This is a genomic window from Vibrio sp. 10N.247.311.47 (assembly GCF_041467535.1).
GTDB lineage: Bacteria > Pseudomonadota > Gammaproteobacteria > Enterobacterales > Vibrionaceae > Vibrio > Vibrio crassostreae_C.
Map to the genome: position 1 here is coordinate 80,080 of NZ_JBFSUR010000001.1, position 23,186 is coordinate 103,265.

Annotated in this window: 19 protein-coding genes, 2 tRNA genes and 1 other RNA gene (1 of these 22 running past the window's edge); 17 read left to right on the forward strand and 5 right to left on the reverse strand. The window is 43.3% G+C overall.

Annotated elements, in window-relative coordinates; translation table 11 throughout:
* Both AB6E51_RS00285 and AB6E51_RS00290 read right to left on the reverse strand, forming a co-directional pair.
* Positions 1 to 52 (reverse strand) — tRNA-Tyr (locus tag AB6E51_RS00285); it reaches 133 nt to the left of the window's first position.
* A gap of 102 nt (positions 53 to 154) precedes the next feature.
* A tRNA-Tyr gene (locus AB6E51_RS00290) sits at positions 155 to 239 on the reverse strand.
* A gap of 565 nt (positions 240 to 804) precedes the next feature.
* Between AB6E51_RS00290 and AB6E51_RS00295 the strand changes: the two genes are divergently transcribed.
* The 3 genes from AB6E51_RS00295 (at position 805) to AB6E51_RS00305 (ending at position 5,459) form a co-directional block, all read left to right on the forward strand.
* Positions 805 to 1,881: an efflux RND transporter periplasmic adaptor subunit gene (locus AB6E51_RS00295; protein ID WP_372058631.1), complete on the forward strand. Its 1,077-nt coding sequence runs from the start codon at positions 805 to 807 to the stop codon at positions 1,879 to 1,881.
* Positions 1,881 to 4,994: a vibriobactin export RND transporter permease subunit VexH gene (gene vexH, locus AB6E51_RS00300; RefSeq protein ID WP_372058630.1), complete on the forward strand. Its 3,114-nt coding sequence runs from the start codon at positions 1,881 to 1,883 to the stop codon at positions 4,992 to 4,994. The genes AB6E51_RS00295 and vexH overlap by 1 nt, the downstream gene beginning before the upstream one ends.
* A gap of 144 nt (positions 4,995 to 5,138) precedes the next feature.
* Positions 5,139 to 5,459 (forward strand): DUF1244 domain-containing protein, encoded by a 321-nt coding sequence (locus AB6E51_RS00305; protein ID WP_010439576.1) that lies wholly within the window; start codon positions 5,139 to 5,141, stop codon positions 5,457 to 5,459.
* Positions 5,460 to 5,549: 90 nt separating this feature from the next.
* Here AB6E51_RS00305 and AB6E51_RS00310 read toward each other — a convergent pair whose 3' ends face one another.
* The gene (locus AB6E51_RS00310; RefSeq protein WP_372058629.1) at positions 5,550 to 6,617 is read right to left on the reverse strand and encodes a PLP-dependent cysteine synthase family protein; all 1,068 of its coding nucleotides are present in this window, start codon (positions 6,615 to 6,617) and stop codon (positions 5,550 to 5,552) included.
* Positions 6,618 to 6,764: 147 nt separating this feature from the next.
* Between AB6E51_RS00310 and AB6E51_RS00315 the strand changes: the two genes are divergently transcribed.
* Both AB6E51_RS00315 and AB6E51_RS00320 read left to right on the forward strand, forming a co-directional pair.
* Positions 6,765 to 7,220, forward strand: a complete 456-nt coding sequence (locus AB6E51_RS00315) for an Lrp/AsnC family transcriptional regulator (protein WP_010439581.1) — start codon at positions 6,765 to 6,767, stop codon at positions 7,218 to 7,220.
* Between the two features lie 89 nt (positions 7,221 to 7,309).
* Positions 7,310 to 7,975 (forward strand): hypothetical protein, encoded by a 666-nt coding sequence (locus AB6E51_RS00320; protein WP_372058628.1) that lies wholly within the window; start codon positions 7,310 to 7,312, stop codon positions 7,973 to 7,975.
* Between the two features lie 133 nt (positions 7,976 to 8,108).
* On the opposite strand, the gene tesB is transcribed toward AB6E51_RS00320, so the two are convergent.
* On the reverse strand, positions 8,109 to 8,969 hold the full coding sequence (gene tesB / locus AB6E51_RS00325) for an acyl-CoA thioesterase II (RefSeq protein ID WP_029235187.1): 861 nt from the start codon (positions 8,967 to 8,969) through the stop codon (positions 8,109 to 8,111).
* A gap of 168 nt (positions 8,970 to 9,137) precedes the next feature.
* Between tesB and AB6E51_RS00330 the strand changes: the two genes are divergently transcribed.
* Positions 9,138 to 9,578, forward strand: coding sequence for a YbaY family lipoprotein (locus tag AB6E51_RS00330; RefSeq protein WP_017058951.1), 441 nt, complete (start codon positions 9,138 to 9,140; stop codon positions 9,576 to 9,578).
* A gap of 75 nt (positions 9,579 to 9,653) precedes the next feature.
* Here AB6E51_RS00330 and AB6E51_RS00335 read toward each other — a convergent pair whose 3' ends face one another.
* Entirely contained in the window at positions 9,654 to 9,956 is a 303-nt protein-coding gene (locus tag AB6E51_RS00335; RefSeq protein ID WP_017058952.1) for an MGMT family protein, read from the reverse strand.
* A 227-nt stretch (positions 9,957 to 10,183) separates the two neighbouring features.
* On the opposite strand from AB6E51_RS00335, the gene AB6E51_RS00340 reads away from it, so the two are divergent.
* The 11 genes from AB6E51_RS00340 to AB6E51_RS00390 all read left to right on the forward strand — a co-directional run bounded on the left by AB6E51_RS00340 (position 10,184) and on the right by AB6E51_RS00390 (position 23,154).
* The gene (locus AB6E51_RS00340) at positions 10,184 to 10,927 is read left to right on the forward strand and encodes a hypothetical protein (RefSeq protein ID WP_372058627.1); all 744 of its coding nucleotides are present in this window, start codon (positions 10,184 to 10,186) and stop codon (positions 10,925 to 10,927) included.
* Positions 10,928 to 11,123: 196 nt separating this feature from the next.
* Positions 11,124 to 11,220: signal recognition particle sRNA small type (gene ffs / locus AB6E51_RS00345), an RNA gene on the forward strand.
* Between the two features lie 493 nt (positions 11,221 to 11,713).
* Positions 11,714 to 13,129, forward strand: a complete 1,416-nt coding sequence (locus AB6E51_RS00350; protein ID WP_123301823.1) for an undecaprenyl-phosphate glucose phosphotransferase — start codon at positions 11,714 to 11,716, stop codon at positions 13,127 to 13,129.
* A complete protein-coding gene (locus AB6E51_RS00355; protein ID WP_102333008.1) occupies positions 13,113 to 14,417 on the forward strand; it encodes an outer membrane beta-barrel protein in 1,305 nt (434 codons plus the stop codon). Before AB6E51_RS00350 ends, AB6E51_RS00355 begins: the two co-directional genes overlap by 17 nt.
* A gap of 11 nt (positions 14,418 to 14,428) precedes the next feature.
* Positions 14,429 to 15,031: a polysaccharide biosynthesis/export family protein gene (locus tag AB6E51_RS00360; RefSeq protein WP_372050168.1), complete on the forward strand. Its 603-nt coding sequence runs from the start codon at positions 14,429 to 14,431 to the stop codon at positions 15,029 to 15,031.
* Positions 15,032 to 15,044: 13 nt separating this feature from the next.
* Positions 15,045 to 17,264 carry an exopolysaccharide transport family protein gene (locus tag AB6E51_RS00365; protein WP_102333007.1) on the forward strand — a complete coding sequence of 740 codons (2,220 nt, stop codon included), beginning with the start codon at positions 15,045 to 15,047 and terminating at the stop codon, positions 17,262 to 17,264.
* Positions 17,264 to 18,475 (forward strand): lipopolysaccharide biosynthesis protein, encoded by a 1,212-nt coding sequence (locus tag AB6E51_RS00370; RefSeq protein ID WP_123301820.1) that lies wholly within the window; start codon positions 17,264 to 17,266, stop codon positions 18,473 to 18,475. Before AB6E51_RS00365 ends, AB6E51_RS00370 begins: the two co-directional genes overlap by 1 nt.
* The gene (locus AB6E51_RS00375) at positions 18,472 to 19,848 is read left to right on the forward strand and encodes a capsular biosynthesis protein (RefSeq protein ID WP_123283004.1); all 1,377 of its coding nucleotides are present in this window, start codon (positions 18,472 to 18,474) and stop codon (positions 19,846 to 19,848) included. The genes AB6E51_RS00370 and AB6E51_RS00375 overlap by 4 nt, the downstream gene beginning before the upstream one ends.
* Positions 19,845 to 20,843 (forward strand): glycosyltransferase family 2 protein, encoded by a 999-nt coding sequence (locus AB6E51_RS00380; RefSeq protein WP_372058626.1) that lies wholly within the window; start codon positions 19,845 to 19,847, stop codon positions 20,841 to 20,843. Before AB6E51_RS00375 ends, AB6E51_RS00380 begins: the two co-directional genes overlap by 4 nt.
* Complete coding sequence (locus AB6E51_RS00385; protein ID WP_102333003.1) at positions 20,840 to 22,051, forward strand: glycosyltransferase family 4 protein; 1,212 nt, start codon at positions 20,840 to 20,842, stop codon at positions 22,049 to 22,051. The genes AB6E51_RS00380 and AB6E51_RS00385 overlap by 4 nt, the downstream gene beginning before the upstream one ends.
* Positions 22,048 to 23,154 (forward strand): glycosyltransferase family 4 protein, encoded by a 1,107-nt coding sequence (locus AB6E51_RS00390; protein ID WP_372058624.1) that lies wholly within the window; start codon positions 22,048 to 22,050, stop codon positions 23,152 to 23,154. The genes AB6E51_RS00385 and AB6E51_RS00390 overlap by 4 nt, the downstream gene beginning before the upstream one ends.
* Positions 23,155 to 23,186: the final 32 nt, after the last annotated feature.

Below are 23,186 nucleotides of genomic sequence, written 5' to 3' on the forward strand. Positions count from 1 at the left end.
CAGTGCCGGCAGATTTACAGTCTGCTCCCTTTGGCCACTCGGGAACCCCTCCAGGGTGTGTCTTACTCTTCACAAAGTAAGCCTAAATTGATGTTTTCCCATAAGCCCATCAATCAGGTTGTTCTCTTAACTCTTAAAAGAGGTAAGAAGAATATGGTGGAGGGAGACGGATTCGAACCATCGAAGGCGGAGCCGGCAGATTTACAGTCTGCTCCCTTTGGCCACTCGGGAACCCCTCCAGGGTGTTTTTTCCTAACTCATAATGGATAGGCTAAAGAGATGTTTTTCCCAACGCATCTCTCAAGTGCGGAGCGCATCATAGCAAACACGTTAAACCTGTAAAGAGTTTTTCTTATGGTTTTGTGTTGAATGCTGCCTTTTTGGGCAAAGATGGCGAAAAGTACGCATATTGCTCGGGAAGTGAACATCTATACTAAGGTTTACGTAGTGATAGGTAACACCTTGAGGTAACTCGCTTTCTACATTGTGTTTGGTTTGTGCAATTCGCCAAGAAACGTAAATGGAATTTAATCTAGATTTACACTTCTTGACGTTACAGCATTCATCAGTTGATAGAATACGGTTAATTTCATTTATAGATATTAATACCAATCGTAGTAAATAACATGTCATCCTAGCCTGTTAAAATGCTCGAAAACAGCGTCAGAAATTTTGATTGTAGAATAACTACTTATCGAAACTATCTGTTGAAAAGAGCTACCTTGTTCTCAAGCCTTTTCCCTACGCTATTTCTGACCACTTACTCACTGTGATTGGTATAAACCTTACTTGCAGACCATTATTATGAAGCATAAATCTGTTTTAACCCTGCTTAGCTTGTCTATTCTTATGGCGTCTCCAGCCGCACTAGCTAAACGCATGGGCCCTAGCACTGTCACTGTTGTTACTGAGCAAGTTGATATTCACCAAGTTAGCCAATCTCTCTCTTTGGTAGGTAAGTTAGAAGCAGAACAATCTGTGATCATTACCTCTGAAGTAGCGGGCAGAGTTGACTCTATCAACATCAAAGCCAATCAAGATGTCACCAAAGGGCAGATGTTGGTTCAATTAGATGACGACAAAGCAAAAGCAGCAGTTGCAGAAGCGCAAGCGTATTTAAAAGACGAGAAACGTAAGCTAGCGGAATTTCAACGCCTAGTGAAACGTAACGCGATCACGCAAACTGAAATTGACGCTCAGAAAACCAATGTAGAGATCGCCAACGCTCGTTTAGCTGCTGCAAATGCCAATCTGAAAGATCTTCACATCAGCGCGCCATTCTCGGGCACTGTTGGTTTTATCGACTTTAGCCGCGGTAAAATGGTGACTGCAGGTACTGAACTCGTGACCTTAGATGACCTATCGGTAATGCAATTAGATCTGCAGATCCCGGAGCGCTACCTTTCTAAACTGTCTAAAGGTATGAAAGTAACGGCTCGCACTAGCGCATGGGGCGACACTCAGTTCACTGGTACTGTAGTAGGCATTGATTCTCGTATTAACGCTGAAACCTTGAACCTTCGAGTTCGAATCCACTTCGACAACAATAATGATTATCTAAAGCCAGGTATGTTAGTGGCGGCGGATATGGACTTCCCACCAGTGGAAGCGCCAATCATTCCAGTTCAAGCGCTTGAGTATTCAGGTACGAAGCGTTTCGTTTATGTTATCGACGAAGATAATAAAGCAACTCGTACAGAAGTTTTCCTTGGGGCACGTATCGATAACGAAGTCGTGATCGACAAAGGCATCGAAATTGGCCAGAAGATCGTGGTGCAAGGTATCGTGAACATGCGTGACGGCGTCTTGGTTCAAGAGCTTGCCGTTAATCGCCCAGCTGATGCAGCAAGTGATAAAAAAGCACAAGAAGGCGCTAACTAATGTTGTTATCTGATGTTTCTGTAAAGAGACCAGTAGCGGCCGTCGTATTGAGCCTACTATTGGTTGTGTTTGGTATTGTCTCTTTCAATAAGCTCGCGGTTCGTGAGATGCCAGATATTGAAAGCCCGGTAGTATCGATCAGTACTCGTTATGAGGGTGCGTCTGCCACCATCATTGAAAGCCAAATAACCTCCAACCTTGAAGACCAGTTATCCGGCATCAGTGGTATCGATGAGATCGAATCCACAACGCGTAACGGTATGTCGCGTATCACGATTACTTTTGAGCTTGGTTACGACCTCAATACCGGTGTGAGTGATGTTCGTGATGCTGTAGCTCGTGCGCAGCGTTCATTGCCAGATGAAGCCGACGACCCAATTGTTTATAAGAACAATGGTAGTGGTGAAGCTTCGGTCTACATCAACTTAAGTTCGACGGAGATGGACCGAACGCAGTTAACCGACTACACCGAACGTGTGTTGATTGACCGCTTTAGTTTGATTTCTGGCGTGAGCTCGGTGGATATCTCAGGTGGCTTGTACAAAGTAATGTACGTGAAGCTGAAACCTGCGCAGATGGCGGGTCGTGGCGTTACTACCTCGGACATCACTTCTGCTCTGAACAGTGAGAACATTGAAAGCCCAGGTGGTGAAGTACGTAACGATGCGATTGTGATGTCGGTTCGTACTGCTCGTTCTTACACTGAAGCGGAAGATTTCGAATATCTAGTCGTTAAACGTGCCTCTGATAACACACCTATCTACTTGAAAGACGTAGCGGATGTTTACATTGGCGCAGAAAACGAGAACTCGACCTTTAAGAGTGACGGCGTTGTTAACGTAAGTATGGGTATCGTGCCTCAGTCAGATGCGAACCCACTTGAGGTGGCTGACTTAGTCCATAAAGAAGTCGAAGCAATTCAAAAGTTCTTGCCAGACGGTACTCGTTTGGCTGTCGACTATGACTCAACTGTCTTTATCGACCGCTCAATCTCTGAGGTTTACAGCACGCTCTTTATCACGGGCGGCTTGGTTATCCTTGTGCTTTATATCTTTATTGGTCAAGCACGTGCAACACTTATTCCAGCGGTAACCGTACCTGTATCTCTGATCTCGTCGTTTATTGCCGCGTACTACTTCGGTTTCTCTATCAACCTGATTACCTTGATGGCACTTATCCTGTCGATTGGTTTGGTGGTAGATGATGCGATCGTGGTGGTTGAGAACATTTTCCACCATATTGAACGTGGTGAGTCACCGCTGCTTGCGGCCTATAAAGGTACTCGTGAAGTAGGCTTCGCGGTAATCGCAACAACGCTTGTATTGGTAATGGTATTCCTACCAATCTCGTTCATGGACGGCATGGTTGGCCTATTGTTTACCGAGTTTTCTGTATTGCTTGCGATGTCGGTGATCTTCTCGTCGCTAGTCGCATTAACGCTAACGCCAGTGCTAGGCAGTAAGATCCTTAAAGCGAACGTTAAACCAAACCGTTTCAATTTGTTTGTCGAGCGCGTATTTGGCAAGCTTGAGTCTGGATACCGCGCGGTATTGCGCCGTGCTCTTAACTGGCGTTGGGCCGCTCCAATCATCATTATCGCGTGTATGGGCGGTAGTTATGGCTTGATGCAACAAGTGCCGTCGCAACTGACGCCACAAGAAGACCGTGGGGTTATATTTGCGTTTGTTCGTGGTGCCGATGCAACCAGTTACAACCGTATGTCTGCCAACATGGACATCGTTGAAGAACGCTTAATGCCATTGCTTGGTCAGGGCTTCTTGAAGTCATTCAGTATTCAATCACCAGCGTTTGGTGGTAATGCGGGTGACCAAACGGGCTTCGTAATCATGATACTAGAAGACTGGGATGAGCGTGACGTTACCGCACAAGAAGCGTTGAACGAAGTTCGTAAATCGTTGAACGGCATTCCAGATGTGCGTGTATTCCCGTTCATGCCGGGCTTCAAAGGTGGTTCAAGTGAGCCTGTTCAATTCGTACTTGGCGGTTCTGATTACTCTGAACTTCAGAAGTGGGCAGAGCTCTTAAAACAAGCGGCTGAAGATTCTCCAATGATGGAAGGCGCGGACATCGATTACTCTGAGAAAACACCAGAGCTATTGGTAACCGTAGATAAGCAGCGTGCAGCAGAGCTAGGTGTTAGCGTTTCAGACATTTCAGATACGTTAGAAATCATGCTTGGTGGGCGCAGCGAAACCACGTTTGTGGACCGTGGCGAAGAATACGATGTTTACCTTCGTGGTGATGAAAATAGCTTCAATAACGCTAACGACTTAAGTCAAATCTATATGCGTACTCAATCTGGTGAGTTAGTGACACTAGATACGCTGACGCATATTGAAGAAGTCGCTTCATCGATTCGTTTGTCGCACTACAACAAGCAGAAATCGGTGACCATTAAAGCGAACTTAATGGAAGGTTATACGTTGGGTGACGCACTCGACTTCCTTGATGAACAAGCGATTGAGCAACTACCGGGTGATATTTCTGTGAGCTACTCTGGAGAGTCAAAAGACTTCAAAGAGAACCAATCGAGTATTTTAGTGGTGTTTGCGTTAGCGATGCTAGTCGCGTACTTGGTATTGGCTGCGCAGTTTGAAAGCTTCATCAACCCGTTAGTGGTGATGTTCACGGTTCCTATGGGTATCTTCGGTGGCTTCTTAGGCCTCGTACTGATGAACCAAGGTCTTAACGTGTACAGCCAAATAGGTATGATCATGTTGATCGGTATGGTAACTAAAAACGGTATTCTGATCGTAGAGTTTGCTAACCAACTTCGTGACCGTGGCATTGAGTTTGAAAAGGCGATCATTGATGCTTCAGCACGACGTTTGCGTCCAATCTTAATGACGGCGTTTACGACGCTAGCCGGTGCAGTTCCATTGATTACCTCAACAGGCGCAGGCTATGAAAGCCGAGTGGCAGTGGGTACAGTTATCTTCTTCGGTATGGGCTTCGCGACGTTGGTTACTCTGTTCGTCATCCCTGCGATGTACCGATTGATTTCAGGCACAACACGTTCACCTGGTCATGTGGAAGCGGTTCTAAATAAAGAGCTGAGCCATGATAACGTGGGAAGAAGCAGTCACGGTTAATGAACACGCACGGCCAATGAACATGGAATAGTGTAACAATATAGAAAAGCCTGCGTTTGCTCCTAGCGAATGGCAGGCTTTTTTTGTATAACAACTACAGCTCAACGAATGAATACAAGAAAACAAATACTAAAGGAAAGTAAAGTGGCTGAATTTAAATACAAAGATCTTTCTCAAGAAGAACAAGATAAACTAGACGCAGCAACCTTTCGTCGCCTGTTAGCACATTTAGATAGCAATAAAGATGTGCAAAACATCGACCTAATGATCTTGGCGGGCTTCTGCCGCAACTGTTTCAGTAAATGGTACAAAGCCGAAGCTGAGCAACAAGGCCTAGATTTGGATATCGATGACGCTCGTGAGCGCGTTTATGGCATGACTTACGATGAGTGGAAACAAAACCATCAGCCAAAAGCGACACCTGAGCAACTTGCGGCATTTGAAGCGAAGCAGAAGCCAGAATAATTTGTTCTCGCTAGAAATTGATGAATAGAACAAACCAAAAAAGAGCCCATCAGGGCTCTTTTTATTTTTGCGTCGGTGTTTGTTCTGTGGTTAAGCCAACTCACCCGTTTGCGAGAAAGCTTCTAGCTTCGCTGCATAAGGTTGTAGGTCACCGATATTCAGATTTACCCACTCGTCATTGAAGTAAGTGTCTAGGTAACGTTCACCGCTATCACATAGCAAAGTCACGATAGACCCTGTTTCTCCACGCGCTTTCATCTCACTGGCTAGCTGAAGCACGCCGTACATGTTAGTACCGGTTGATGCGCCAACTTTGCGGCCAAGAATATCAGACAACCAATGTGTCGTTGCGATGCTTGCTGCGTCTGGGATTTTACGCATTTCGTCAACCACACCAGGAATGAAGCTTGGTTCTGCACGTGGGCGACCAATACCTTCAATCTTGCTGAATGTATTGCCTTTCACGTTCGCATTGCCTGTTTGGAAGTATTCGAGGAATACTGAGTTCTCTGGGTCGACAACACAAAGCTTAGTTTCATGCTGTTGGTAGCGAATGAAACGGCCAATAGTCGCTGAAGTACCGCCAGTACCTGGGCTCATTACTACCCATGCCGGAACTGGGTGATCTTCCATCTGCATTTGATTGAAAATCGAGTTCGCGATGTTGTTGTTACCACGCCAGTCGGTTGCGCGCTCAGCGTAAGTAAATTGGTCCATGTAGTGACCATTCAACTCTTCTGCTAAACGGCGAGACTCATCGTAAATTTCATCTGAGCGGTCCACAAGATGCGCTTGGCCGCCGTAGAATTCAATCTGCTCAATCTTCTTCTTCGCTGTGCATTTTGGCATTACCGCAATAAACGGAAGACCAAGTAGGCGAGCAAAGTACGCTTCAGACACCGCCGTACTGCCCGATGAAGATTCAATGATCGTTGTTTCTGGGCCAACCCAACCGTTACAGATAGCGTATAAGAACAGAGAACGCGCTAAACGATGCTTCAAAGAGCCAGTAGGGTGTGTACTTTCATCTTTAAGATAAATATCAATGCCTTCTACGCTAGGTAAATCGAGCTTGATCAGGTGCGTATCCGCTGAGCGTTGGTAATCAGCTTCAATTTTACGAATCGCGTTGTTAATCCATTGATGGTCAGTACACATAGGCATTCTCTTGATACTAAGTAGGAATTATTTGTAATTGGTATGGTTATAATCTAGCGATATCTAAGGAGAAAAACTTTGCCATATTTCCTTTGTTTTGCTTAAATTGTAGAAAATTATTCTCTTTAAAAGTGGTTTGGTGAAATTGTGATAGATGCCGTAGATAAAAAGATATTAAGGCTGTTACAAGAGGACAGCACGCTGTCGTTGAATGACATATCTGAAGCGGTCAACTTGACGACCACGCCTTGTTGGAAAAGGCTTAAGCGACTTGAAGAAAACGGCATTATTGAGAAAAAAGTCGCGTTGTTGAATCCTGAAAAACTCGACCTTTCCTTTACCGCGTTCGTGTTGATTAAAACCAGCGATCACTCTCATGAGTGGTACGGTCGTTTTGTAAACACCGTGTCTGAATTTCCAGAGGTGATGGAGTTCTACCGTATGGCGGGCGAGTATGATTATATGATGAAGGTTCAAGTGAAAGACATGAAGTGCTTTGATGATTTCTACAAACGCTTAGTGAATAGCATTGATGGTATCTCTAATGTGACCTCGACGTTTGCGATGGAACCATTGAAGTACACGACAGCATTGCCGCTTTAAGCTGCGCCTAGTAATAGATTAACTATCGCTTTAGTTTAACTATCTTCTCAGTTTAGATCTCGTCTCTGCGATAAAGAAAAGGATTATTCATGTTTGCAAAAGTATCTACCGCTATCCAGCTGGTACTGGCGGTCGCCATTTTTTACTTGGGTTACACCATCTACTCATTGACTAATAAAGTCGGTGAAATCGTTGATACTTACCCGCAAGTTATCGAAGACATATCGGGCCTCACCAAAGGGCTCAAAGTAGAAGAGCTATTAGCGCTTGCAGAACATGTCAGCGATCTTGCTCCTCAGGTGTTAAACACTGTCGAAGAAGTTAGAAAGACGATCGATGATGTGAATCAAACCGTAGCCTCGGTCGACAACAAAATCCCTGCGATATTAGATGAAGTGAAAAATGTTCGAACGGAAGTCGAGCAGGTAAGAACCGATGTTATTCCACCAACATTAACTGAATTAAAGAGATACCGCGTAGACGTAATGCCACCAATGCTCGCTGAAAGTAAGTCTTACCGCGAACAGACTATTCCTGTCATCGTCACGGAATCTGAAATGCTACGAGCGGAAGTCCCAGGTATTTTGGCACAAGCTAATTTGTTAGCTGATAAGAGTAAGGAACTCGCTCAGGGAGCCGCTGAGGGCGCGGTGAAAGGCGTAGTGTTATCGCCATTTAACCTTCTACGAGACGCAAGTGATGGCATTAAAACGCGAGTTCAAGGCGAGTTTGAGCCAACGTTAGAAGTTGAGTAGGTTTTATTGATTTTTGCGTGACGAGTTTTCTTAAGCGTGATTAAAGAAAGAGGCTAGGTATTAAACTTAGCCTCTTTTTGTTTGTGCGTATTTGGGGCTTGTAAGAAGCGTTTATCCGCTATTTATTTGAGTGCTATTTAGTAAAACGCATCACACCTTCTTGTACTGCTGTCGCTACCAGCTCACCTTTCTGGTTGAAGATCTCGCCGCGCACTAGGCCGCGAGTGTTCGCTGCCGTTGGGCTTTCAATCGCATAAAGCAGCCATTCGTCCATTTTGAATGGGCGGTGGAACCAGATTGAGTGGTCAATCGTCGCCACTTGAAAATTTGGCGTCATGATAGAGACTTCATGTGGGTGAAGCGCCGTCACTAAGAATCCCCAATCCGATGCGTAGGCAAGCAGGTATTGGTGGATCAAGTGGTTGTCTGGCATCGCGCCATTCGCTCTTACCCAAAGGTATTGTTTCGCTTCCGTCTTCTTAGGTTTCAGTGGGTTTACCACCGTTACCGGACGCATCTCAATCGGCTTTTCGCCACAGAAGGTTTTGCGCAGTTTCTCTGGTAAGAATTCCGCAATGTGGCTCGCTAATTCAGTTTCTGAGGCAAAGTTCTCTGGTCCCGGAATATCAGGCATTGAAATCTGGTGCTCAAACCCTGGCGCATCGCCATGATAAGAAGCAGTGAGATAGAAAATAGGGCGGCCATTTTGAATCGCTTTTACACGGCGTGTGCTAAAGCTGCGTCCATCTCGTAGGTTCTCAACATCGTAAATGATTGGCTTTTCAGGATCGCCGGGAAACAGAAAATAACTGTGGAACGAGTGAACACTACGGTCGTCTTGAACGGTATAACGAGCAGCAGAAAGCGCTTGTCCCAATACCTGACCGCCGTATACCTGTGGTAGGCCTAGGTTCTCACTTTGCCCACGGAATAAACCTTCTTCCAGTTTTTCTAGCTGAAGTAAACTTAGTAATTCTTGTAAAGGTTGACTCATCGCCAGCATTCCTCTTCGTAAAATGGGTGTCAGATTATGGTGTTAATCATTTAGCTTAGTCAGATATCTGTCAATAAATCATAGGGTTTCAAGACAGAATATGAAAGCTCTCTTATAATTGGTGAGTAGATTTGCCGAGTCCGGCAAACATGTTGAGAGAAATTGAATATGAAAAAGGCTCTAATTCTTATTACGTCTTTAGTATCGTTTGGCCTACTTGTTGGTTGCCAAGCAACATCAGAAACGAGCGCTTCTCAAGAAGTGGTTGCAGAGAACACTCAAGTGATTTCAGGAACAGTAAGCTACCGTGAAAGAATTGCATTGCCAGAGAATGCAGTGGTTACCGTTACGCTAGAAGATATCTCACTGGCTGATGCACCATCGACGGTTATCGCAACTCAAGAGTTCACCACAGACGGTAAGCAAGTACCGTTCGCATTCGAGCTGAGCTACGACAACGACAAAATTAAAGCTAACCACCGTTACAACATGCGCGCATCGATTCATGTTGACGGTAAACTGCGTTTCATAACGGACACGATTAAGTCAGTAATTACTGATGTAGAAAATACACAGCAAGCAGACCTACGTTTGGTTGGTGTTCGTTAATCAGAAATCGATGCCACTGTTAAGGCATCTTGATTGGCTTAACTTAGCCAGTTGAATTGACGATTAGTGGCAGCTCTAGGGCTGCCATTTGTATATTCTGAGTTTAACTTTTCCTGCATCACTCACCTCAACCCCTTCTTTAACCAAATGCTGCTTTTGTCTGTCGAACGAATCAGCCTTTAAAGATATTTCACCCTTGCTGTTTATCACTCGATACCAAGGCAGTTTGCTACCTTCTGGCAGGTTACCCAGCGCTTTACCAACATGGCGCGCATAGCCCGGAAATCCTGAAAAACGTGCTATGTCTCCATAAGTTGTTACTTTCCCATATGGAATTTGGTGAATCACAGCAAAGATTTGGCTCAAAAATTGGTCCATACTAAATGTTCCTAGTTCATAAATACCAATCACAGTAAGTAAGTGTTCAAAAATAGCGCAGGGAAAAAGCTTGAGAGCAAGGCCGCTCTTTTTGATAAGAAGTTTTGATAAGTAGTCATTCTCCAATCAAAAAATCTAACGAGGTTATCGAGTTTTTTAACAAGCTAGGGTGACCAGTTAATTACTACGATTGGTATGGTACCACGGATCGGTAGAAGGAGAGGGCTATGGTATTTACAACGTTTCAGTTCTTGATCACCACATTATTAGCGGTTGTTTGCGCGAGAGCAATCAGTTTAAGTGAGGGAGATATCCCGGTGCTTGCAATGGTAATTCCTGCCTTATGGATTTTACCGCAGGGGGGCATAGCTGGATTAGCTTTGCTTGTTTCCATGACTACTTATGGTCTAACCCTTCCTTTGCAGCCCATCACGCTGTCTGTCAGTGCGTGGGTACTATTCCCTCTATTGATGGTGGTCTTCTCAAGACGCAGTAGTTTGTCGGTCGTGATTATTTCTGGCTTGATCGTGACTACGTTGCAGGTCGGAATCATGGTCACGCAATCAGCAGGCAAGCTTGAAGGCGTCCCGTGGGTTACCACACTTCAAACCTTATCTATCATCGTAATTTGGTGGGCGGCAAATCACCTTAAGCCAGCCAGCCGACACAGCTGGTGGTCATTAGGCTTAATACTTCCATTATGGATAGCCGATTTACCTTATGCTGCTTTGGTGGCCTTGTGTATAACGGGCATCATGGCATCAATGGAAACGCTGACGCGCTTGAAAACGTTCCGCTGGAATAAACTATTATGTTGGACACTGCCAACGGTCGGTTTTGCGGCTCTGGTAATTACTCCAAGTATCGAAGTTCCAAGCCCTGTCTTTGTGGTGTGGTTGTGTCTATTAGGCACCGCGTGGATGACTGACTACATCATTCGTACAGAAGATAATGAAGACATCGATGTCTAGTACTTCAGCAATCCAAACTTTCCAAATGCAGGTAAATGGTGAATTTACCTGCGATTTTCTAGTGGTTTGAATAAAGGATAAGCACTTAGACCGTAATTGTTCAAAAATAGGGTGGAAGGGCTTGCAATGGTTGCTGTGATGCTTAATAATCCAATCACTCTTTGAGGCAAGCCTCTTAGAAAACGAATCTATGGGGGCCTGGTCCTCCCGCAACAATAGCTCGTGAACTCGGTCAGGCCTGGAAGGGAGCAGCCGCAGCGAGTGACTTGTGTGCCGGGATGTGGCTGGGTTCCCACCCTTTAAAAAAGCCGCTCTTCATGAGCGGCTTTTTGCTATCTGCAATTTATGTAACGTTCCCACCCATCTCGTTTGTACTTGGACTTTATTCGATAGATTCAAAGCTTTTATATAGACACTAATTAATAGGCTTGATATTTAAAATAAATATAAATTAATGGTCTATTGATATTCTTAAGATTATATCTCGCGAAATTCTTCAAAGTTTTAGTTAGTAGATTGTCAATTTTCTTAGATCGCGCGAATAAAACCAATATACGACTGAAGGTGCTCTTTAATGGCTATGGTGCATAGTGTACCCTTTACTGAGAGAGAGTTTGATAAAAGTTAAATATGAACATCTATATCTTTAATAAGACTGTAGCGTGTTTACTATACTTCTATGCGGGCAACTCGTAGATTTATGTTTAAGTCACATAAATTGGAGAGAAATTGGCTAATATCAAATGAATACAGTTAACGATATGTCTCGAGGTGTCTTTTTTGTTTATGAATACAAAACAAGCTCTGAAAATTGCAGAAGACGGCTACGCACCATTATTTAAAGCTACAGACTTTTTACTAATAAATCTGTCTTTAGCAGTTATTGTCAATACGGTATTTGTTGATGAAACCGCAATCGATGTGGCAGCGGCGTTTTTTGTCGCGACATTCTTTTTGTTATTCGGCGAGTATTGTCATTTATATCGTGTTCATGTACGTCGGCGCCTCGATTCTTCAATTGTTCGAATTGTTGCGACAGCCTTCTTTACTTTGATCGCAATGGAGATCGTAAAATATAACGTAGAAGACTTAGTCGGAAGTCAAATAAGTCACTTTAACAATGGCTTGTATTATATCTGGTTTGCTAGCGCTATGTTATCAACCATTCTAATTCGAGTTATTGCTTTTACGATCTATCGTTCGTGTTTTAAAAAGTACAAAAAGGTAAAGAGAATAGCGATTGTCGGGCTATCACCAGCAGCAATTGCTTTGGAGAAGCAATTGCTGATTTATTATAGGAGCCAGGACATAGAGATTGAACTGTATGACGACCGTAAGGAAGAACGGTTTGGATATATGATTAAATCTCGTTATGTTGGCACTGTAGATATTTTGATAGAACAAGCGCAACACAACCAGATTGATGAGGTTTACATTGCGTTACCTATGATTGCAAAAGAGCGAATCACTCGTTGTCTGACACTTTTATCTGATACTACCGTCGATACTTTTATGGTTCCCGATCTGTATAGCTATAACCTATCAGCATCCCAATTCAAGTCTGTTGGTAATGTACAAACGTTAAGTATCTTTGGTACTCCATTTGATGGGATAGGTGGAGTGATCAAGCGTATCGAAGATATTGTCTTAGCTAGCCTCATTTTGTTGCTTATTACGCCTGTTCTTTGTGCTGTGGCAATCGGAGTCAAACTCAGTTCTAAAGGTCCCATCTTGTTTAAACAAGATCGTTATGGTCTGGGTGGAAAAAAGATCAAGGTATGGAAATTTCGCTCTATGAATGTGATGGAGAACGGGGACGATTTTAAACAAGCAACGCATTCAGACCCAAGAGTGACAAAGTTTGGTGCGTTTATTCGCCGAACATCTTTAGATGAGCTTCCTCAATTCTTTAATGTCTTACAAGGTTCAATGTCTATCGTAGGGCCAAGACCTCATGCAGTTGCTCACAATGAGCAATATCGAAAGATTGTCTCTAACTATATGATTAGACACAAAATCAAGCCAGGTATAACAGGTTGGGCACAAATTAATGGCTATCGTGGAGAGACAGAAACCGTCGATAAAATGAGTAAACGGGTTCAGTATGACATCGTTTACTTACAGAGCTGGTCGCTTTGGTTGGACATTAAAATAGTGTTTCTAACGGTATTTAAAGGGTTTGTTAGTGAAAAGGCGTACTAGCCTACTAAGTATCAGCGCTGTAGTTTTATTTGGTTTTGTTAGCCAAGTTTGTCATGCAGAGCTTACTCCCAAGTCGCATATCTCAGTAGCGGGTATCGATGTCCAGTCAGAAGTTGGCGCTGAGTATGGTCAGGATTCAAATGTGACATACCAAGTTAACCCTATGAACGAGATTGCATCAGCTTACACCAAATTAACACCGTACTTGCGTGCAGTAGGCGAGCGTGGAGAGGACCGCTATGTGTTGGTGTATTCTGGTGATTATTCACGCTACGACAGTGCAAGCGATGATGATTACACCGACCATTTTTTAATGTTTCGATCTTCGTTGAGGTTCGGGCTTAAGCACGGTCTTGATTGGTTTATCCAGCAAGATTGGGGGCATGAAGAACGGGGGACAGAGCTAACGGAAGGTTTCAATCCTACTCAGTTTACGTCTTTTGGAGTGAATACACCGTTACAAAACCGGTTCTTAAATAGTGAGATACGATATAGCTATGGTGCGCCTGAGGGGCGGGGGAAATTAGACCTTGCGTGGCAGGTTAAAGATATAGCGTTTGATGAGTTGGACGAAGTTCAAAGCGCATCCAGTGACTTCTACCATTATATAAAGGAGCAGGAATGGAACGAAAATACTATAACTGCTGAATTGTTCGACCAGTATTCATCGCGGACTCGTTTTCGATACAGTCTAATTAGTAACCTACGAAGCTATGAAGCGAATTCGGCTAAGGATTCGAGTGAACATTATGCGCTTATCGGTTTGAAGTCCCAAAGAACGGGAAAGCTGTTAATAGAGACTGATTTAGCTTGGTTGTACAAGCGTTTTCCGAATAACAGAGAGGCACAATCGTTCAGTGGTTTAAATTGGGACGCCAATATTAACTGGCAACCACTCAAGCATTCGAAGTGGTCTTTATATGGTTGGCGTAGAGTCAAAGACCCAACGGAAGAAGGTGGTTATATTCTTAACACTAAGGTCGGTCTATCGTGGGAACATCATTGGTGGGTCGAGAGGTTAAGTACTACGGTTGATTATGGAAGAGAAGTCGATGACTATCGGGTAGAACAGAATGATAGAAAGGATGATCTAGACGTTGCGTCAGTCACGTTAGGATATGATTTTCGGCCTTCTATTAGGCTTGAGTTGAACTATCAGTTCGCCCGCAAACGTTCGAGCGAGGATGAAGTCGTGTTTTTCATCGGAGATAACTCCCAATCCTCGGTGAGTCGTAAACTTGGCTATGACAAAAACACAATTGGATTGGCACTAAAGGTACAGATCTAGAGATGAAAAAAATAAAGCTACTGTTATTAGGTTACTGTGTGTTGATGGGCTGTATTAGTTTTGCTGCAGCCGCAAACACGATAGCACCTGAAAAAGAAGTGAAAAATACTACTTCCATGACTCTTGAAAATAGCCATCATCCGGCTAACAGTGAGACTCGAGAGTACCTTTTGGGGCCAGGGGACCAGATACGAATCTGGGTGTATGGGGAGAAAGAAATGTCGATGTCTTTAAAGATAGGCAAGCGTGGTGATATTAATTTTCCTTATATAGGTCGAGTACAGCTCTCAGGACAAACGACAGACTCGATAGAGCATGATATTGAAACTCGTTTGAAAGCTGGGTTTATTCGCTCGCCAATGGTGACCGTTACTATGGAAGGGTTCCGTAAATTTTACCTTCTTGGGGAAGTTGAAAACCCTAATGGCTACGAATATGAGCCCCAACTTACTGTAGAACAAGCGATTGCTATGGCCGGTGGCTTCACTGATCGGGCTGATAGAGGTGATATTAACATTCGCCCTTCAGGGAAAAAAGAAATGATAAAAAAAGTCGAGATGACACACTCTGTCTATCCCGGCGATGTTGTTATTGTTGAGAAGAGCTTTTTCTAAGGTGATAAAAGTAATGGTAGAACGTGGTAAACCTTTAGAAAGTAACGTTAACTTTGCACCGTTTTTGGCTGCTCTGAAAATTCATGGGCTTAAGCTATTGCTGGTTACAGTAGTTGTAACGGGGTTAAGCCTGCCAGTGATTTGGTCGATGACGGCTAAGTATGTCTCGACTGCGACAGTATTGATTAAAGCGCAATCGGACAATGTCTCTCCGGTTGATCCGATCGAAGATTATGACTCTGCTCGCTCACAGTACTATGAAACGCAATTTAACCTAATGCAATCTAGAGTCGTGTTGGTTAAAGCTGTTGAAGCGTTAGAACTGCAACAAAATGAAGAGTTTAATGGTTCAACGTTAACTGGCAATGGCGATTGGACACTGCCTCGAGAGCTACGCATTAACCATGCGGTTAAAGAGTTGAAGCGACACCTAACATTTACTTCAGTCCGCTTAACTCAATTAGTTTATGTGTCTTATGAATCTACGAACGCACAACAAGCTTCAACAATCGCAAATGCAGTGGCACAAGCTTTTATTGATTATACGGTGGAGCAAAAAATTGCTAAAACCCAGCAAGCTAAACGATGGAATACGCAACAGCTAGGTGTACTCAAACAACAAATTAGTCAGCAAAAGAAAGAAATAGACGCATTTTTGCAAAGCGAGGGGTTACTGACCTTCCGAGGTGTTGATGGTTTTGAAACAGAAGAACTTGGGATTATTACCAATAAATTGGCGGATGCAAAAGAGAGGCGCTTAGCTGCTCAAGCTAATTATGAATTGGTGAGCCAATATATGAAAGGTGATACAGGGACTCTCACCTCGTTGCCTGACTTCTCCTCCCACCCTCAGCTACAAGATCTTAGAATTGCACTTATACAAGCAAAACGGAAATTATCAGATCTTAATCGACGATATGGACCTAAACACCTTAAAGTTCTTGAGGCCAATGCTGAAATTGAGGTGATTCACAAGCAAACTGTACGCCTGCTTGATGAGCTAAAATTAGGGCTTCAGCAAAAATATCAAGCAGAACTTATCAAAGAAAATCATTATAAAGCGCTCTTAGCTCTGCATAAAAAAGACTTCTTTGCACTTGCAGATAAGCGTGATCATTATGATGGCTTGATGGCAGATCTTACTCAAAAGCAATCGCTGTATGAGCAGCTTTATCTGCGTACTACTGAGCATACTCTTAATACGACGTATAGAGAGCAAGATGCACGAATTTATGATCCCGCGGTGGCTAGTGAGCGTCCAGCGAAACCCAACAAGCCATTGTTAGTCGTGATGATAAGTATTATGACAATGCTAGTTAGTGCTTTGGTTGTCATTATTCGAGCAGCCACAAAGCAAACAATAACAACTCTTGCACAGCTGGAAGCAAAGCTTGGATTAATTCCACTAACTGACATGCCTTCATTTACAAGTGAACCGATGTCGACATGGATGTTAGGTAAGCAAATTCGTTCCAACCAATATGCCAACGAGATCGGAAATGGCGCTTATACCGCATTATCTTTAGCTCGCCCAAGTAGTCAGTGTGTCGGTGTCGTATCGTCATACCGACAAGAAGGTGCAACGACGACGGCGTTATTATTAGCTGCTGCGGTCAGTGAAGTGAAACCAACTTTACTGCTTGATTTGGATTATCGTGGAGAAGGCGAATTTACAAGAGATATTGTTGCGGACAGTCACTGCAGTTCCCCTAAGTTTAACGTACAGGAAGAAATTGCTGGGTTTAGTCATTTGGTGTTTAGCCAATTGAGTTCGGTACAAATAGGTGATGAAAACAAGTCTTCATCATTACAAGAAGCACTACAACTCGATATTGAGCAAGTCATTATGCCAATATCACAGGGATTGTCTTATATCGCCCCTGGTACCCTGGCTGAATCACCATTAACTTTTTTTGCTCGCCCAGAATGTGAATCTGCATTGTTGGCACTTTGTCAGCGTTTTGAATCTGTCATCATAAAGCTTCCAGCTCTGAATGATAGTAAGGATGCACAGCTCCTATTGCGCTTTTTGGATAGCTTGATTGTCGTGGTCAAATCTGATCAACATACGGCGAATGAAATAAAGCATCAACTAAATAAGTTGTCGCCGTTGTTGGACCAGCGAGCTTTTGGAGTACTCAATCAAGTGAGTGATGACCGAGTTGTGGGTGAAGAGTCTCTGCGTTTTATTGCTCAAGGTAGTATGGATTTACTCAATATCGAGGGCTCTTAGTGAGCTTGCTTAAAAGCATTTCCACTATTGCGACATCATCGATATTGTCTCAGTTAATTGGGGCTGGTTCGATATGGTTGATTTCGCATTGGTACGGGATGTCGGAAGTCGGCTCATACGCGTTAACGTACAGTATTGCCTTAATCGGAGCACAAGTTTGTACGTTTGCATCACAGCTGCTATTGCCAAAACAACAGAGTAACGAGCTAGGGCAAAATGTCTCTTTTTGCTTGTTATTTAGTGTTTGTGCGTCGGTCATTTATTCTATGGGCATTGCATGTTTGTTTGACCGTCCCATTCTTCAAACTCTGATGTTAACGTTGGCACATGCATGGGTTTTGATCTCTGAGAATCTACTGCTGAGAGTTCAAAAAATGAAGTCACTAGCTTTACAGCGAACATCGATTTCGATGTTAGTGTTGTTACTTATTGCTGTCAGTGAAGACTTGAGTGCATTCTATTGGGCTTGGGGAGCATCGTTGCTAGTGTGTATGTTGCTATGTATTGGTTACTCTCTACCAAGAAACGTGATGAATCTACAGCAATTCTCGCTTTCATCCTTGTCACTGTTTTTCCGTAAGCACAAACATCATATTGTCAAAGTTGGGAGCGCTGAGATTTTGGCGATGGTGAATAATAATTTACCCGTTATCCTTATTAACGTGTGGTTCAGTCCTGTTGTAGCCGGTTATTACGCCGTAGTTAGCCGATTTTGCTTAGCGCCTATTGTTATCATTGGTAACGCTGTAAGAAACTCTATTTTTTCCACTTGGTCTGTCGACTTTAGACGCAATCAGTTTAATTACGCTGAATTTTCCAAGGTGCGCCGGTTACTCTTTGCTATGGGGACTACGGCGGTGCTTGGAGTTTTCATTTTCTACCCCATAGTGATGCAATTAGGGTTTAGCGCTGAATGGGTCGCTTCAGTGCCAACTTCTCGCTATATGCTACCGTATTTGTTTATGGCGCTAGCGGTGTGCCCATTGACCGTTCTTGAGTTGGTTTATGGCTCTCCCAAGTATTTCCTTCGCATTCAGCTTGAGCAACTTATGGTGGTGGTATTGGCTTTTGGTGCGCTGCCATTTTTTATAAGTGATTATGCATACTCGGTTATTGCCTTCGCCCTACTGTCTTCTATTCGATACCTGTTTATTTATTTTGAAGTGAATAAAACGGCTGTGCGACTTCGTCGAACGATGGAGGTTACTTGAAGATAAATAATGGTCTGTTTTTGCAGGTATACACGTTTGTAACGTTAGTTGCTTGTGGGCTAGTACAGTATCTGACTGGTGTCGGCGCAGTGCTTTGGCTGCCATTTGTTGCTGCCTTTGCGATGGTTTTGTTGCTATTGATGCAAACCAATTATGAAGCGGTTAAGTTAGATAATATAGAAACAGTACTCACATTGTTGTTGGTGGGGGCCTATACGTTGATCTTAGCGTCGACAGTTCTACAAAATGGGCTGACGGTGACCATTGTAGGTTGGAAGAACGAACTTGCATTGTCGCTTATTTTTCTATGCTTACTATTGGGGTTTATCCGAGAGTCGCAGCTTTACCGCGTGGTGCAGATGCTATATTGGATTTTCTATCTACAATTCCCAGTTATCTTGTATCAGATTTTAGTTGTTGTCCCACAACGTGTCGCTTTGAAAGGTGAATTTGAAAAGTGGGACTCTGTGGTAGGGACTTTCGGTGGTGACCCTATGGGCGGGGGAAACACGGCAGCATTAGGGTTATTCTGTTTACTTGTCATGCTCCTTAAATTGTCTGAATTTAGGCATGGTGTAGTTAGTCGGCTTAACATGATACTACATATTGTTGCAGCGTTTATTTTGTGTGTTCTTGGTGAAGTTAAGTTCGTCATTTTGCTTGCTCCTATACTTTTAATTTTTGTTTGGCTGTGCCCTAGTTATGTTTACGGCGTTAGGCAAAAGGATATTAAGAAAGTGCTTCTTATGGTTTGTACCATGGGGTTGTTAGTTTTATTGGCAATAGTTGTCCTTGCTGCCTCTTACGCAACCGCTTTTGATACCGACCCTGACCACAGTGCTTTAAAGGTGTTTTGGGATTCTTTAGAGTATATATATGACTCAAATTACATCTTACCAACGGGAGAGTTAGGGCGGATGACCACGCTATTTTTCTGGTTGGATAATAGTCAGCTTTATGGATGGTCTAACGTGTGGTTTGGTTATGGGTTAAATGCAACCAACCACGGTAGTTCGGTAGCTCCAGGTTTCTTGAATCAAATATTTAATGTCCTTCTAGATTCTACGTCACTAAGCATGATGTTGTGGGAATTTGGCGTCGTTGGGTTAGTCCTATTTTTATGTCCAATTTTATTGGCGCTAAAGGTGTCAATGCCCAAGGAAGTGCTAAAACGTGAGCTGTTATCGATGCAAGACATTCAATTGCTCTCTTGGCAACCTGCATTTATTGCATTTAGTTTTGCAGGTTTATTAAGCTTACCTTACAGCCAAATTTTAATGTTGGTGCCTATGTTGCAGTTCCTTTTCTATTTTTCACTTGGCGGAAGTCTAATCATACGTAAGACTGTTATTCAATCGGGGGCAAGGTTATGAGTTCTTTACCTAGAGTCACCGTGATTATAAAAACACTCAATGAACAAGGTGGTATTGCTGCGACGATTAAAAGCGTTCAAAGTCAGCTTAAGAATTATCAATATGATGTCATTGTTGCCGATAGCTTATCTGATGATGATACGCAAAAAATTGCGTTAGAGAATGGCGCTAAAGTCGTGACGTTAATCAACGCTAATGATCGTTGCTGCGGCGTAGGCCATCAACTTGGCTATTTATACAGCACTGGTGACTATCTATTGTTATTGGATGGTGATATGCGTTTACAAGACGGATTCATTGATGCGGCGATAGCATTTCTGGAAAAAGAGCCGACTTACGCCGCGGTGGCGGGGACGGTTGAAATGGATGAAGCGAATAGCTACGAATTTAAATCTCGCCAACAAAGGCATCACAAAATATACCCTACTGGTGATTGTAGTCATTTAGCCGGGGGAGGGCTGTATCGGGCGAGTGCAGTCAATGATATCGGTTATCTTACACATCGCACATTGCATGCCTATGAAGAGGCCGAGCTTGGTATGAGACTCGAACATGCTGGTTACAAATTGCATCGTTTGGATACCCCGTTTTTCCATCATACTTCTTATGATATGCCGACGTTAACGTTACTGCGCTACCGATGGAATCGTGGTTATTTGTTTGCGTCAGGCGAATTGCTAAAGAGCGCGTTTGGTAAAGCGTATTTTCGAAAAGCTGTGAGTGTGGTGCGTAATGAGCTGATCTTTGCTTGCTATCTTGCTTGGTTAATTTTGGCCTTGCTGGTGGGTAATGTTTCGTTGTTGACCATTAGCCTGTTGCCATTGATGCTTTTCTTTGCTGCGAAGGCGTTTAAAAACCGCTCAATAAAGGACGGTGTGCAGAGCATTATTAATTTGACAGTATTTTCAGCCGGATTGGTAAATGGTTTGTTGTTGCCCATTAAAGACCCAAATCAACCACCGTCACATAAAGTGTTAGAGCGAGATGTGTCATGAAAGTATTGGTGGTGAATAAGTTTTTTTTCTTAAAGGGGGGCGCTGAAACGGTCTTTTTTCAAGAAAGAGAAATGTTGATGGATCGAGGGTTTTCGGTTATCGACTTTTCAATGGCTCACAATGACAACTTGGTATCTGATTACAGTGCTAGTTTCGTCAATAACGTGGATTATCACGCTAATGCTACTTTACTTAGCGCGTTGAAAACGGCAATGCGGTTTGTGCATAACATAGAGGCGTGTGAAAAGCTTTCTGAGTTGATTGCTACCGAGCAACCCGATATCGTTCACTTTCACAACATTTATCACCAGCTGACCCCCTCAATTATCAAGGTTGCTAAACAAGCCGGATGTAAAACGGTACTCACCGCTCATGATACTAAAATAGCCTGTCCTAGTTATACAATGTATCGTGATGGACACACCTGTGAAGCGTGTTTACAAGGAAGTGTTTTTAACGCTTTAAGATATCGCTGCCAACAAGGATCATGGTTTAAAAGTGGCTTACTTGTTGTAGAGGCTCTGTATCAATCGCTCGCTCAGAATTATCAATCACTGGATGTGATAGTTTCACCTAGCCAGTTTTTAGCCAATATCATTCGTCGCAAGCTCCCTAATAATAGAATTGAGGTCATAGTTAATGGCATTAACGAGAACGTTGATCAGCAAGACGTGGCAGATCATCGATATTTTTTATATTTAGGGCGGTTGAGTCAGGAAAAAGGCGTAGCGACAATGGTAGCGGCATACGAGTTGTCTAACCAATCGATACCATTAAAAATAGCCGGTACAGGACCACTTGCAGACTCCCTATCAGGGAAACAGAGTAAGGTCGAGTGGCTAGGTTTTAAAACGGGGCCGGATTTACATTTACTCATTAAACAAGCGAGTGCAGTTATTGTCCCTTCGGAATGCTATGAAAACTGTTCTATGTCAGTGCTTGAGGCTATGTCGTACGGGAAGCCTATTATCGGCGCTAATATTGGAGGTATCCCCGAGCAAGTTCGAGATGGAAAGGAGGGGCGTTTATTTGAAGCGGGTAATGCCCATGATCTTGCCAATGTGATGGATGAGTTTACGATACGGCCAGAGCTTACAAAGTACTATGGTGAACAAGCAAGACAACGCTTAGAGTCTCGCTATTCATTGAGAGCACATCATCAGCAGTTGGTCGATTTGTATCAAAATTTATTGGGTGAACAATCATGAAAGTAACCGTACTAGGGACGCGTGGTATTCCTGATGTATTAGGAGGAGTCGAAACTCACTGTCAGCACCTTTACCCTCTTATCGTTAAGCAAGGGTTTGAGATAGAGGTTATCGCTCGTTCTCCTTATGTCGCTTATAAAGCGAGGAGTTATAAGGGGGTCGAGACCAAAGCACTGTGGGCTCCGAAAAAGACATCGCTAGAAGCTATTGTTCACTCGACTATTGCGGCATTTTCTACCTTAACGGATGGCTCGAATGTGGTGCATGTTCATGCGATCGGCCCTGGGTTAGTCGTGCCACTGTTACGTTTGATTGGAAAGAAAGTGGTATTCACCCATCATGGTCCAGATTATCAGCGTGAGAAATGGGGGAAGCTAGCAAAGATTGTTTTGAAGCTCGGTGAGAGTTTTGCCGTTAAATATGCCAATGAAGTCATTGTCATATCAGAGGTGATTAATGACCTTATTAAGCAATCTTATCAAAGAGATGATGCACATCTTATTTATAATGGAGTTAACCCGGCTAAGTCTCTGCCTGTTGATGTCGTATCATCTATATTAGATCGCTACCAGTTAAGTGCGCGAGGATATATTGTCGCGGTAGGACGTTTTGTTGAAGAAAAAGGCTTCCATGATCTTCTCCAAGCCTACGCAAAATCCAAGCTTGATATGCCGCTCGTACTGATCGGAGATTCCGATCATGAAAGTGAATACAGTCGCTCATTAAAACAAGCAGCGAAGGACACCCCAGGCGTTATACTGACCGGTTTTCTCAAAGGGGAGGAACTACAAGTTGTATTTTCTCAAGCTAAGTTATTCGTAATGCCTTCTTATCATGAAGGGCTGCCTATTGCACTGCTAGAAGCGATGTCATATTCCTTACCTGTGGTGGTTAGCGATATTGCGCCAAACAGTGCGGTTGGACTTGAATCTGATTGCTATTACCCAGTCAAAAATATAGATGAATTATCACAGGCAATAAAGAAAAGGAGTGTGCTGCCTCTACAAGACTATCAACACTTTTTAGAACGATATGACTGGCATAAAATCGCTGATCAAACGGTGAATGTTTACAATAACATGTTGGGAAGCAAGCGTGACTAATCGTCTTAATAAAAACAATGATACGGATGAGC

What these genes read in the sequence shown, in the direction of transcription:
- AB6E51_RS00295 (WP_372058631.1), top strand. Translation starts at nt 805, where the DNA reads ATGAAGCATAAATCTGTTTTAACCCTGCTTAGCTTGTCTATTCTTATG.
- vexH (WP_372058630.1), top strand. Translation starts at nt 1,881, where the DNA reads ATGTTGTTATCTGATGTTTCTGTAAAGAGACCAGTAGCGGCCGTCGTA.
- AB6E51_RS00310 (WP_372058629.1), bottom strand. Translation starts at nt 6,617, where the DNA reads ATGTGTACTGACCATCAATGGATTAACAACGCGATTCGTAAAATTGAA.
- AB6E51_RS00320 (WP_372058628.1), top strand. Translation starts at nt 7,310, where the DNA reads ATGTTTGCAAAAGTATCTACCGCTATCCAGCTGGTACTGGCGGTCGCC.
- tesB (WP_029235187.1), bottom strand. Translation starts at nt 8,969, where the DNA reads ATGAGTCAACCTTTACAAGAATTACTAAGTTTACTTCAGCTAGAAAAA.
- AB6E51_RS00330 (WP_017058951.1), top strand. Translation starts at nt 9,138, where the DNA reads ATGAAAAAGGCTCTAATTCTTATTACGTCTTTAGTATCGTTTGGCCTA.
- AB6E51_RS00335 (WP_017058952.1), bottom strand. Translation starts at nt 9,956, where the DNA reads ATGGACCAATTTTTGAGCCAAATCTTTGCTGTGATTCACCAAATTCCA.
- AB6E51_RS00340 (WP_372058627.1), top strand. Translation starts at nt 10,184, where the DNA reads ATGGTATTTACAACGTTTCAGTTCTTGATCACCACATTATTAGCGGTT.
- AB6E51_RS00350 (WP_123301823.1), top strand. Translation starts at nt 11,714, where the DNA reads ATGAATACAAAACAAGCTCTGAAAATTGCAGAAGACGGCTACGCACCA.
- AB6E51_RS00365 (WP_102333007.1), top strand. Translation starts at nt 15,045, where the DNA reads ATGGTAGAACGTGGTAAACCTTTAGAAAGTAACGTTAACTTTGCACCG.
- AB6E51_RS00380 (WP_372058626.1), top strand. Translation starts at nt 19,845, where the DNA reads ATGAGTTCTTTACCTAGAGTCACCGTGATTATAAAAACACTCAATGAA.
- AB6E51_RS00385 (WP_102333003.1), top strand. Translation starts at nt 20,840, where the DNA reads ATGAAAGTATTGGTGGTGAATAAGTTTTTTTTCTTAAAGGGGGGCGCT.
- AB6E51_RS00390 (WP_372058624.1), top strand. Translation starts at nt 22,048, where the DNA reads ATGAAAGTAACCGTACTAGGGACGCGTGGTATTCCTGATGTATTAGGA.